This is a genomic window from Streptomyces sp. NPDC058001 (assembly GCF_042886315.1).
Classification (GTDB): domain Bacteria; phylum Actinomycetota; class Actinomycetes; order Streptomycetales; family Streptomycetaceae; genus Streptomyces.
Window position 1 is genome coordinate 1 of sequence record NZ_JBHVQT010000020.1, and the last position, 11,687, is coordinate 11,687.

General features: G+C 71.4%; 10 protein-coding genes. 6 read left to right on the plus strand and 4 right to left on the minus strand.

Annotated features, from left to right (window positions below; genetic code table 11):
• Positions 1 to 159 precede the first annotated feature (159 nt).
• Positions 160 to 1,326 (minus strand): aminoglycoside phosphotransferase family protein, encoded by a 1,167-nt coding sequence (locus ACFVT5_RS38395; RefSeq protein ID WP_389898044.1) that lies wholly within the window; start codon positions 1,324 to 1,326, stop codon positions 160 to 162.
• A gap of 245 nt (positions 1,327 to 1,571) precedes the next feature.
• Between ACFVT5_RS38395 and ACFVT5_RS38400 the strand changes: the two genes are divergently transcribed.
• Entirely contained in the window at positions 1,572 to 3,068 is a 1,497-nt protein-coding gene (locus ACFVT5_RS38400; protein ID WP_389898047.1) for a hypothetical protein, read from the plus strand.
• A gap of 46 nt (positions 3,069 to 3,114) precedes the next feature.
• Here ACFVT5_RS38400 and ACFVT5_RS38405 read toward each other — a convergent pair whose 3' ends face one another.
• Complete coding sequence (locus tag ACFVT5_RS38405; protein ID WP_389898049.1) at positions 3,115 to 4,542, minus strand: PP2C family protein-serine/threonine phosphatase; 1,428 nt, start codon at positions 4,540 to 4,542, stop codon at positions 3,115 to 3,117.
• Between the two features lie 292 nt (positions 4,543 to 4,834).
• Between ACFVT5_RS38405 and ACFVT5_RS38410 the strand changes: the two genes are divergently transcribed.
• The 3 genes from ACFVT5_RS38410 to ACFVT5_RS38420 all read left to right on the plus strand — a co-directional run bounded on the left by ACFVT5_RS38410 (position 4,835) and on the right by ACFVT5_RS38420 (position 7,586).
• Positions 4,835 to 5,242, plus strand: a complete 408-nt coding sequence (locus tag ACFVT5_RS38410) for an SsgA family sporulation/cell division regulator (RefSeq protein ID WP_389898052.1) — start codon at positions 4,835 to 4,837, stop codon at positions 5,240 to 5,242.
• 165 nt (positions 5,243 to 5,407) lie between these two features.
• The gene (locus ACFVT5_RS38415) at positions 5,408 to 6,037 is read left to right on the plus strand and encodes a PH domain-containing protein (RefSeq protein ID WP_389898055.1); all 630 of its coding nucleotides are present in this window, start codon (positions 5,408 to 5,410) and stop codon (positions 6,035 to 6,037) included.
• 292 nt (positions 6,038 to 6,329) lie between these two features.
• Positions 6,330 to 7,586, plus strand: a complete 1,257-nt coding sequence (locus ACFVT5_RS38420; protein WP_389898373.1) for a cytochrome P450 — start codon at positions 6,330 to 6,332, stop codon at positions 7,584 to 7,586.
• A 61-nt stretch (positions 7,587 to 7,647) separates the two neighbouring features.
• On the opposite strand, the gene ACFVT5_RS38425 is transcribed toward ACFVT5_RS38420, so the two are convergent.
• Together ACFVT5_RS38425 and ACFVT5_RS38430 are read right to left on the minus strand one after the other, a co-directional pair.
• Positions 7,648 to 8,685: a slipin family protein gene (locus ACFVT5_RS38425; protein WP_389898057.1), complete on the minus strand. Its 1,038-nt coding sequence runs from the start codon at positions 8,683 to 8,685 to the stop codon at positions 7,648 to 7,650.
• Between the two features lie 109 nt (positions 8,686 to 8,794).
• On the minus strand, positions 8,795 to 9,799 hold the full coding sequence (locus ACFVT5_RS38430) for a LysR family transcriptional regulator (RefSeq protein ID WP_389898060.1): 1,005 nt from the start codon (positions 9,797 to 9,799) through the stop codon (positions 8,795 to 8,797).
• A 204-nt stretch (positions 9,800 to 10,003) separates the two neighbouring features.
• Between ACFVT5_RS38430 and ACFVT5_RS38435 the strand changes: the two genes are divergently transcribed.
• Together ACFVT5_RS38435 and ACFVT5_RS38440 are read left to right on the plus strand one after the other, a co-directional pair.
• On the plus strand, positions 10,004 to 10,999 hold the full coding sequence (locus ACFVT5_RS38435; RefSeq protein WP_389898063.1) for an aldo/keto reductase: 996 nt from the start codon (positions 10,004 to 10,006) through the stop codon (positions 10,997 to 10,999).
• 167 nt (positions 11,000 to 11,166) lie between these two features.
• The gene (locus ACFVT5_RS38440; protein ID WP_389898066.1) at positions 11,167 to 11,637 is read left to right on the plus strand and encodes a DUF5709 domain-containing protein; all 471 of its coding nucleotides are present in this window, start codon (positions 11,167 to 11,169) and stop codon (positions 11,635 to 11,637) included.
• Positions 11,638 to 11,687: the final 50 nt, after the last annotated feature.

Here is an 11,687-nt window from a genome sequence, read left to right on the forward strand (position 1 = left end):
GGGCCCTGTGGGGGCCGGCTGGTTTATTGGCGCACTTGGCCGGGGGCCCCCGCTCCCCCTGCCGGCCCCGCTGGGGGGGCCCGGCTTTCGGGGGCCCCCCGCCCCGGGGTGCCCCCTTTTTTCCGCCCCACCACGGATCCGTCGTTCCGTCGGACGGCGTCAGCGGGTGCCGACCGCCGCGCGGACCGCCTTGCGAGCCATCTGACAGTCGTCGTGCAGCCGCCTCAGCAGCAGCCGCTGCTCCTCACCGGAGGGCGCGGCACCGGCGGGTGCCGGGGTCGCCGGGGCCGTGTCGTTCATCGAACGCTGCACGGCCGTCTCATAGGTCCTGATCTCACGTGTCAGCACCAGCATCAGATTCACCAGGAACGCGTCACGCGACGCAGGACCCGCGGACTGCGCCAGCTGACTGATCTGCCGCCGCGCCATCGGGGCGTCACCGAGCACGGCCCACAGCGTCGCCAGGTCGTATCCCGGCAGATACCAGCCCGCGTGCTCCCAGTCGACCAGGACGGGACCGGCGGGCGAGAGCAGCATGTTCGCGAGAAGCGCGTCGCCGTGACAGAACTGGAGCCGTACGCCCTGCCGGCCCGACGACTGCGCCACACTGTGCAGCAGCTTCTGAAGGTCGCCGAGGTCGCGGTCGGTGAGCAGCCCCAACTCGTGGTAGCGCGACATCCGGGACACATAGTCCAGCGGCCTGCCGAACGTGCCCTCGGGCGGCTGCCACTGGTTGAGCCGGCAGATCGCGGCGAGCGCCGTACGGACGTCGGCACGCGGCGGGGCCTCCACCGGATGCCGCTGCAACGCGGCGACACGGCCCGGCATCCGCTCGATCACCAGCGTGCAGTTGTCCGGATCCGCGGCGATCAGCCGCGGCACCCGCACCGGCGGGCGGTGCCGGACGAACGAGCGGTACGTGGCTATTTCGTGCCTGCTGTGCTCCGCCCACACAGGCGAGTGGTCCAGTAAACACTTCGCGACGGCGGTGCTGCGCCCGGTCGTTCCGACGAGCAGCACGGAGCGTCCGCTGCGTCGCAGCACCTGTACCGGGTTGAACTCCGGACAGATCCGGTGCACCGACGCGAGCGCCGTACGCAACTGCGCGCCCTGGGGGCCGGACAAGTCGATTCTCCCGCTGAGCGGTTGGGCGCCGGGCCCCGCCAGGCGGCGCGACCGCCCTGTGCCGAGCGCGGAACGCGCGGGGTCGAGATAGGGGCCGGTGCCGGGGGGCGGGGCCACCTCGCGCGTCCTGGCCGGGGTGCGCGGAACGGTGGTGTGCTGGGGCCGGGGAGGAGCGGACACGGAGGACGATGCTGCGTACATGGGCGAAACAGATCCCTTCGTGTGCCGGCAGATTGCAGTGCGCCTCCCCGCCCGGCCGCCTTCGGCGCACCCTGGGGAGTGTCCTACGGCCGCCGGGTCGGGGTGGCGCTTTCCTACCTGACACCCGATGCCGACTGGCCCACCATCTGGCGCACCCTGGCGAACCCTGGCGAATAGTCGCGCAGCAACTGCCGCCCCTGTTCACGGGTCTAGTGTCGAACCAGCCGAGAACCTGGGGGCTTGACGTGAGCGGACAACCCAACACCCGCCTTTCCGACCTGTTCGGTCTGACCGGATGGTCGAAGGGCGAACTCGCGAGAATGGTCAACCGGCAGGCGACGGCCATGGGCCACCCCCAGCTGGCGACGGACACCTCGCGGGTGCGGCGTTGGGTCGACACGGGAGAGATCCCGCGCGACCCGGTACCGCGGGTGCTGGCGGCGCTGTTCACCGAGCGACTCGGCCGTGTCGTGACCATCGAGGATCTCGGTCTGGTCCGGCACGGGCGTCCGGGAAAGCGGCGCGGCGGCGGGAGCGTGGAGCATCCCGACGGCGTGCCGTGGGCGCCCGAGCGGACTGCTGCGGTCCTCACCGAATTCACGGGAATGGACCTCATGCTCAACCGACGCGGCTTGGTGGGCGCGGGTGCGGCGCTTGCCGCCGGCTCCGCACTCAGCAGCGCCATGCACGACTGGCTGCACACCGATCCGGCCCTCATGGCCGACGCTCCCCGTACCGGGGATCCCCTGCACGCCGACCCCGCCGGGTTCGACCGCTACGAGGCCGCCCCCATCGGGTCGCAGGAGATCGAGGAACTGGAGCGCTCGGTCGAGGTGTTCCGGGCCTGGGACGCGGCCCGCGGCGGCGGACTGCAACGCAAGGCGGTGGTGGGCCAGCTCAATGAAGTGGGCGGCATGCTCGCCTACCGGCACCCCGACCATCTCCAGCGGCGCCTGTGGGGCGTCGCCGCCAATCTCGCCGTCCTCGCGGGCTGGATGTCCCACGACGTCGGCCTCGAACCCACGGCCCAGAAGTACTTCGTCATCGCCGCGCACGCGGCCCGCGAGGGCGGCGACCGGCCGCGCGCCGGGGAGGCCCTGTCCCGGGCCGCCCGCCAGATGGTGCATCTGGGCCGTCCTGACGACGCACTCGACCTGATGAAACTCGCCACGTCCGGCTCCGGCGAGGAGACGCTGCCGCGCACCCGGGCGATGCTCTACACCATCGAGGCGTGGGCGCAGGCGTCGATGGGCCGCGGCCAGGCCATGCGCCGCACCCTCGGGCACGCGGAGGACCTCTTCGTGTCCGACAAGGGCGATGTGCCGCCGCCGAGTTGGATGCAGATGTTCGACGAGGCGGATCTGCACGGGATGCAGGCCCTGGCCTACCGCACGCTCGCCGAGCACGAACCGGCGGCGGCGAACACCGCGCAGCACCATGCGAAGGAGGCCCTGGAACTGCGGGCGGGTGGCCGGCAGCGGTCACAGATCTTCGACTACATCTCGCTGGCCTCGGCCTGTTTCATCGCGGACGATCCCGAACAGGCCGATCGGTACGCGCGTCTGGCCCTGGTGTCGATGGGGGACAACTCCTCGCACCGCACCTGGGACCGGCTGCGCGAGATGTACCGGCTGACCGGCCAGTTCGCGGACTACCCGAAGATCGAGAACCTGCGCGAGGAGATCGAGTTCGCGCTGCCGAAGATCGTGGGCAAATCCAGGGGAGGCCGGGCACAGGCGTAACGGCGGCGGGTTTTTTCCGTCGGTTGACGGTTCGTTCGGGTGCCGCTCAGTCGGTGACCCGTGCGATCAGGACGCAGGCGTCGTCCTCCCGCTCGGTCTCGCCGAACTCCTCGACCACCGTGTCCACGCATTCCTGGACGGTGTCGGCCTCGGCGAACCGGGGTGCCAGGGCGAGGAGCCGGAGCTGTGCGGCGATGCCGGCGCGCCGGGGGACCAGTCCGTCGGTGTGGAGCAGCAGGAGATCGCCGGGTTCCAGGGTCTCTTCGGCCTGCGCGTAGACGGCGCCGGTGGTGGCTCCGAGGAGTACGCCGGGCGGCGGTGGCAGGGCGCACCCCGTTCCGTTGCGGAAGAGCAGCGGGGCGGGGTGTCCTGCCTGTGCCCAGACGAGGGTGCGGGTCTCGGGACGGTAGCGACAGCAGACGGCGCTGCCCAGGGACGGCTGGACCGACGCGTCGAGCAACTGGTTGAGCCAGCCCATGAGTTCATCGGGCCTGGCCCCGGCGACCGCCATGCCGCGCAGCGCGCCGAGCAGCATCGCCATGCCCGAGGTGACGGTCACTCCGTGCCCGGTGAGGTCACCGACGCTCAACAGGATCTCGCCGTCGGGGAGTTCCAGGGCGTCGTACCAGTCGCCGCCGATCAGGGCACTCGTCGACGAGGGCAGATAGCGGGCCGCGAGGTCGAGTGTGCCGGGGCCGCCGTGCGGGAAGCGGAGGGGTCCGCGCCAGGGCGGCAGCACGGCCTCCTGGAGTTCCACCGCGAGCCGGTGCTCGGTCTGCGCGATGTGCTGCTGACGCCGGAGCGAGTCATGGGTCTCGCTCACCGCGTGCCGGCTGCGGCGCAGTTCGCTGACGTCCCGCAGTACGGCCCACATCGAGGCGGTGCTGCCGTCGGCGTCGAGTACCGGTTCGCCCATCATGTGCACGGTCCGCAGACCGCTGTCGGCGCGCGCGACGCGGAACTCGCCGTCGATCGGCTTTCCGTCGATGAGGCAGTCCGTGACCATCGTGGTGAGCATGCGCTGGTCGTCGGCGTGGACGAGGGACGGCAGTTCGTCCAGGGTGAGCGGGGGAGCGGTGGGGTCCCGGCCGAGGATCTCGAACAGCTCACCGGACCACGTGGCCTCGTCCGTCAGGAGGTTCCACTCGGCGCTGCCGACCCGGCTGAGGAGGGAGCCGCGTGCGGGCTCGGGAACGGCGGCGCGCGGCGCCGGGAGGCCGGGCAGCGCGGGCCGCACGGGCGGTGGGCCGTCGCGGAGTTGGGCGAGGTGCTCGTCCAGGTCGTTGAGCTGATGCATCGCCAGGTCGCACAACGCGCGCTGCCAGCGGCCCTGTTCACCGTCCTGCGGGGACGTCTCGCGGCGCACCGCGTCGACATCTCCGCGCAGTCGGCGGGTCTGCGTGATCAGCGAGTCGACCGTGCCGCGCGGGGACGGCTGGTCCGCTGAGGGGTCCGCAGAGACATGGGACGGCATGACCTACTCCGGGGGAGGAACGGTACGACCACGAGCGGGGGGAGGACCGGTTACGACTGTCGCACAGCCCGGCACGTGCTGTAAGGGATTTGGCAACACACGATGCGGTGGTGCTTCTGGCATATGCCTGCGGCTTCCGGTGGGGGGTGCGTGAGCCATGTCGGCCGGTCGGCGCACGCGACAATCGCTGTGACGCAGGTCACAATAATTGATGGCAGACTTCGCGTAATACAAGGAACCCGCGGGGGTCGTACGGACGTAGGAAGTGAACCAGAAACGGAAGCAAGAAGTGATGTCCGTGTCCTTGCACCAGCCGACCAGAGCCCGCCTGATCACGCCCGAACGGCAGGAGCGTGACCTCATGGTGACGCTGCGCTATGACGCCGATGATCCGCTGGCCGTGCATGTGGTGTTCCCCGTTGAGGTGTCCCGGGACGGTACCGAGGTCGTCTGGACGTTCGGCCGTGAACTCCTGGAGACGGGTCTGCGTATCCCGACGGGCTGCGGCGATGTGCACATCTGGCCGTGCGGGCGGGCCCGGACCGTCCTGGAGGTGCACGCCCCCGACGGCATGGCCCTGGTGCAGTTCGACGAGGCCGCCCTGCGCCGCTTCCTGGTGCGCACGTACGCCCTCGTGCCCGCCGGCCAGGAGGATCTCGGCCCGGCCGTCGAGCGCGGCCTGTCCGCACTGTTCGCGTAGCGCGCCGGCCGCCGCGCGAATCCCACCCGGACCCGGCCCGCGCCTAGCTGGGAGTGGCCGCCCCCCGATGCCGTCCGATGGCCGCCCGATCTCACCCAATGCCGCCCGAATGCGGGCATGACGCGGCGGCGCCCCCTCTGAGATGATCGGCCGGGGGGTGCGTCCATGCGACCGTCGGGCCAGCCGCAACAGCCGCAACAGCCGCAACAACCAGTCGTCGTACCGGTGTTGGAGTCACGCATCGCGCTGGAGTGGGGCTGTGTCCTGCTCGTCGTCGGGGTGCTGATGGCCCCCGCGCTCGCGCTGCCGCTCGGACTCCTCGATGAACCGCTGCTGTTCTGTCTGACCCCCGTGGCCGTCGGCATCCTGCTCCACTTCGGGCTGCGGGGCCGTTTCGTCGTCCGCGTCGACGACTCCGGCGTCACCGTCGTCCGGCCGTGGAAGAGCCGCCATGTGCCCTGGAGCCAGATACGCGGCCTGTGCGTGCAGCGGCACCACACCGGATCCGTCACGGACAGTGACTGGTGGAAGATCCGCCTCGTCGCCGAGCGGCCGGGCGCGGGCGCCGTGCACGGACCCGTCATCGTCGCCCTCGACGCGCCGCAGAGCGCCCTCGACCGGCCCACTCCCGCCGAGCACGCCCGGCTGGCACGCCACGGTCGCGTCTTCGCCCAGTTCGCCGCCCGTGACCTGGGTCTGACCGGACATCCCGCGCCGTGCGACGACGAGGTGGCGTACATGGAACGGGCGCTCGCCCTGTGCGCGGGCCGCGGCGAGGGAGCGCTCGACCGCTGACCAGGGGCGCGTAACGCGTTCGGCGCGAGACTGGGCTGTCACGCGACAGGGCCGGCGCGAAACGGACCCGACCGGGCTCGGCCCGTGCGGCGCGTCTGCTCCGTTCAGGCGACCCCGTCGCCGTCGCGCGTCGCCGGTGCGGCCCACCGGGCAGACATGGCCTCGACCCCCGTACGCCCGCGCCGGCCCACCCGAGGCCGCGGCACCAGCCCCCGGGAGACGAGAACCGATGACATCCCGACCCAGGACCAGCGAGTCCGGCGGCCCCCAGCCCAGCGGCCCCCAGGCCGGTATGACTCCGCCCAGCAGCCCTCCGCACAGCAGCACCCCGCCCGACAGCGGCCCTCCCGCCGACGCACGGCCCGCCGTCCACGTCTGGCCGCTGGACGACCTGCCAGCCCTGGAGTTCGACCCGCTGCTGTACGAGGTACTGCACGGCGAGCGGATCGCCCGGATCAGGCTGCCGTACGCCGATCAGCACGAGGCATGGCTCGTCACCCGCTACCAGGACGTCAAGGACGTCACCTCCGACCCCCGGTTCAGCCGCACCGAGCTGGTCGAGCGGACCGTGACCGGCATGTCCGGGCACCGCGTCGCCTCGACGGTCGGGCTCAACTACGCCGATCCGCCGTACCACACCCACCTCCGCAAGATCGTGCAGAAGGCGTTCACGGGACAGCAGATGAAGCGGCTGCGGCCCCTGGCGCAGGAGACCTGCGACAGCTTCCTCGACACGATGGAACGGCAGGGCTCACCGGCGGACCTGATGGAGTATCTGCACGCGCCGATGCCGCTCGCCGTGGTCTGCGATCTGCTCGGAGTTCCGCGCGCCGAGCGGGACGGGCTGCTCGGCTGGGGCGACATCATCCTCTCCATGACCACGCCCGAGGCGGGGAACGCGGCCAAGGCGCACGTCCGCGAGTTCATCGTGACGCTGCTGCGCAGCCGCCGCGGAGCGGAGTCGGACGATCTCGGCGGGGTGCTCGCCGAGGCGATCGACGCCGGTGACATCAGCGAGGACGAGGCGGTGTCCCTGGCCACCGCGATCCTCGTCAGCGGCGCCCACGCGGTGCGCTACAACAGCGCCAACATGGTCTACATGCTGCTGACGCGGCCCGACCTCATGGCCCGCCTGCGCGCCCACCCCGACACGCTGCCGCAGGCCGTGGACGAACTCATCCGGCACATCCCGCACCGCAACGGCGTCGGACTGCCCCGTATCGCCACCGAGGACGTCGAGGTCGGCGGTGTGGTGATCCGCGCGGGTGAGGCCGTCTACGCCTCCTACCTCGCCGCCAACCGCGATCCCGAGGTCTTCGAGGACCCGGACAGCGTCGACTTCGGCCGACAGGGCGTCGCCCATCTGTCGTTCGGCCACGGACCCCACCACTGCATGGGGGCGATGCTGGCCCGGATGGAGTCCGAGGTGATGGTCGGCAGCCTCCTCGCGCGCTTCCCCGACCTGCGGCTCGCGGGACCGGTGGCCGACACACGGTTCCAGAGCAAGGGGTTCATCCGGGGGCCGCAGACCCTCGTCGTCGCCTGGTGAGTCAGTAGTCAGTAGTCACTACTCAGCAGTCAGTCAGGAGGTCAGGAGCCAGCGGGTCGGCTCAGGTGCCCTTCGTGCCGGGCGGCTCCGTCGTGCCCGGCGGCTCGGACGGGTCACGTGGATTTTCGGTCGGGTCGGTCGGATCGGAAGCGCTGAGGAGATCGAAGGCTTTACGCAGATCGGAGGCGCTGAGCGGACCGGAGGCGTCGGCCGGATCGGGCGGGCCGGCGGGATCGGGCGCGATCGGGGGAGCCGCCGGGATCGACGGGACCGACGGGGCCTGCCGGTCGGACGCCGGGCGCTGGTCGGGCTGCGCGTCCGACGCGGGCAGGGGCGTCGGTGCCGCCCGCTCAAGGAAGCGGAGCAGTTCGACCGGGAAGGGCAGCACCAGTGTCGAGTTCTTCTCGGCGGCGACCGCGACGACGGTCTGGAGGAGCCGGAGTTGGAGTGCCGCGGGCTGTTCGGACATCTGGGCGGCGGCCTCGGCGAGTTTCTTGGACGCCTGGAGTTCGGCGTCGGCGTTGATGACCCGGGCCCGGCGCTCACGGTCGGCCTCGGCCTGCCGGGCCATCGACCGCTTCATGGTCTCGGGCAGGGACACGTCCTTGATCTCGACGCGGTCGATCTGGACACCCCAGCCGATGGCCGGGCTGTCGATCATCAACTCCAGCCCCTGGTTGAGCTTTTCCCGGTTGGACAGCAGATCGTCGAGGTCGCTCTTGCCGATGATCGACCGCAAGGAGGTCTGCGCCATCTGCGAGACCGCGAAACGGTAGTCCTCGACCTCGACGAGGGCGTTCGTCGCGTCGACCACCTTGAAGTACACGACGGCGTCGACCCGTACCGTCACGTTGTCCCGGGTGATGCCCTCCTGCGCGGGCACGGGCATCGTCACGATCTGCATGTTGACCTTGTGCAGCCGGTCCACGATCGGAACCACCATCGTGAAGCCGGGGCCGCGTACCCCGCCGCCATGCAGCTGCCCGAGGCGGAAGACCACGCCCCGCTCGAACTGCTTGACCACGCGTGCGGCGCTCGCGGCATAGACACCCGCCACGGATACGAGCGCGATGCCCGTTGTGATCAGCTCCTGGACCATGAGGGCCCCCTGACGTCGAGCCGTCCTGCCTCCAGGATATGCCTCGAATGTCCGGTCGGAACGGGGTCGCGGTCCCTATTCGGCGGGTGGCGAGAGCGGGCGGCGGCCCTTACGCGCAGAGGGCCGCCGCGGTCGGCAGGAGCGCCATCATCGCGCGGGCGGCGGGGCTCGTCGCGTCCTCGTGCGGCAGCACCGCCACCGTTCGGTACCGGGCCCCCGCCGGGTCGTCCAAGGGGTGCGCGACCAGCCCCGCGGCCTCGGGTTTACGGGTGAAATGGCGCGGGACCACCGCGATGCCGAGCCCTTCACGGACCAGCTCCAGGAGGCTGTGCACGTCGTTGACCTCCAGTGTCACCGTCCGTCGCACCCCCGCCGCGTCGAACGCCGCGTCCGTGGTCCTGCGCGGGCCCCAGTCCTCGTGGAAGTCGACGAACGCCTCGTCGGCGAGGTCACCCGGAGCGACGACCCGGGCGAGCGGAGTGTCCAGGGCGACCGAGGTGTCCGGTACGTGGGACCCGTCCGGCGCGACCGACGCACCCGGCACCTGCGGTACGGAACGCCCCGGCACGGAACGCCCCGGGTGCCCCAGTCGGTGCGCGGGATGGCACAGCACCGCCATCGGTTCCTCGGTCAGCGGCACCATCCGCACCGGCCCCACCGTGCCACCCGCCGCGACGGCGAACGCGAGGTCGAGACGCCCTGCCGCGACCTCCTCGACCAGCAGCCCGGACCCCGCCTGCCGCAGCCGGATCTCCACCTCCGGATGGCGGGCCCGGAACGCGGCGAGGAGCTTCGCCACGGGCACCCCCGCGATGCACTGCTCGGTCCCCAGGGCGAGCCTGCCCCGCACTACCCCCTGCACCGCGGCCACGGCCGCCTCCGCGGCCCGTACCCCCGCGAGCACCCGTTCGGCCTCGCCCAGCAGGGCGCGCCCGGCCTCAGTGAGTGTCACCTGTCGCGTGGTGCGGACGAACAGCGGCGCGCGCAGCTCCCGTTCGAGCGCGCGGATCGACGCCGACAGACCCGACTGGGACACCATCAGCCGCTCGGCGGCGCGGGTGAAGTGCTGGTCCTCGGCGACGGCCACGAAGTGCTGGAGATGGCGCAGTTCCATGTGCGCAGCGTAGTCACGGCCCGCGCGGACTCAGAAGCCGGAGTGCTGAATGGGATCCGATTCTCCTGTTGGACCACTCACGGCCCGAAGGGAAGACTGGTCCCGACGATCACCCTTCACGTCCACCCTTCACGTCACCCGTCGCGTCCCACCCCTCGCGTCCCACGGGACCGTCCGAGCCACCCCGAATTCCCGGAGCACACCGTGTACATCGCCCAGCCCGACCGCTACGCAGACATGCCCTACCGGCGCACCGGCCGCAGCGGTCTCCAGCTGCCCGCCCTCTCCCTGGGCATGTGGCACAACTTCGGCCCGGACCGGCCCGCCGAGGCACAGCGGGCGATCCTGCGGCGCGCGTTCGACCTGGGGATCACGCATGTCGACCTCGCCAACAACTACGGGCCGCCGCCCGGCGCCGCCGAGTCGGCCTTCGGCGACGCCCTGCGCGCGGACCTGCGGCCGTACCGTGACGAGTTGATCGTGTCGACCAAGGCCGGCTACCTCATGTGGCCGGGCCCGTACGGCGAATGGGGCTCGCGGAAGTATCTGCTGTCCTCGCTCGACCAGAGCCTCGGCCGCCTCGGGCTCGATTACGTCGACATCTTCTACTCGCACCGCTTCGACCCCGAGACGCCCCTGGAAGAGACCATGGGCGCGCTGCACTCGGCGGTCCAGCAGGGCAAGGCGCTGTATGTGGGCGTCTCCAACTACTCGCCCGAGCAGACCCGCGAAGCGGCCCGTATCCTCGGCGAGTTGGGCACCCCGCTGCTCATCCACCAGCCCCGGTACTCGCTTCTCGACCGGAAGATCGAGGACGGCCTCCTCGACACGCTCGCCGACCTCCAGGTGGGCTCGATCGCCTACTCGCCGCTGGAGCAGGGCCTGCTCACGGGCCGCTACCTCAAGGGCATTCCGGCCGGTTCACGCGCGGCCGGGGGCAGCCCGTTCCTCACCGCGGACGAGGTCACCGACGACCTCGTCCGCAGGCTGCGCGCGCTGGACGTGCTGGCGAAGGACCGGGGCCAGACGCTGGCGCAGCTGGCGCTCGCCTGGGTGCTGCGCAACGTCACCTCGGCCGTCATCGGCGCGAGCAGCACCGAACAACTCCAGGACAGTGTCGCCGCCGTGCGGAACCTGGAGTTCGAGCCGGCCGAGCTGGAGCGGATCGACGCCCTGGTGAACGGACCGCTGCCGTCCTGACCGCGTGGTGACCCGCGTGCGGGCCGTGTCCTGACCGGGCCCCGCGGGTTCGCGGGCGGCCGGCGGGTTTGCGGAACAAGGGCGCGGGTGGACGATGGAAGGGCGCGCGAGGCTCGCGTGGCGCACCCGGCCCGTCCGCCCGCCCCGGCCCCGCCAGGAGGTTGCGCATGGACAGCGAGAACGCCCGAGGAGACGACGTCTACCAGCCCGACGGCTCCGAGGTGCAGGACGACGAGGGTCTTCTCGACGACGCGGACACCCTGCTGGGAGACGGCACGGGCGACCCGCTCGACGAGGGCTGGTCGCCGCCCGAGAGGCCGCGCGGTGTGGAGAGCGTCGGCGTCACCGCGTCCGAACAGGGCCGCGGTGAAACCCTCGACGAGCGTCTCGCCGAAGAACTCCCGGACGTGACCGTCCCCGAAGGCGACGGCATCGGGGACACCTGGGACACGGACGGCGAAGCGCGTGACGAGGAAGTGGGCGACCGCCGCGCGGGCCGTCTCGTCGCCCCGGACGAAGGGGCCCATGAGAACCCTGTGGGGGACCTGGTGGCGTACGACGTCGGAATCGACGGCGCGGCTGCGTCGGCGGAAGAGGCGGCCGTACATCTGGTGGACGCCGAAGGCGACATCCCGTGAGATCCCGCCCCGAACGTCCACAACGCCCCCAGCGCACGCCCGGCGTAAAG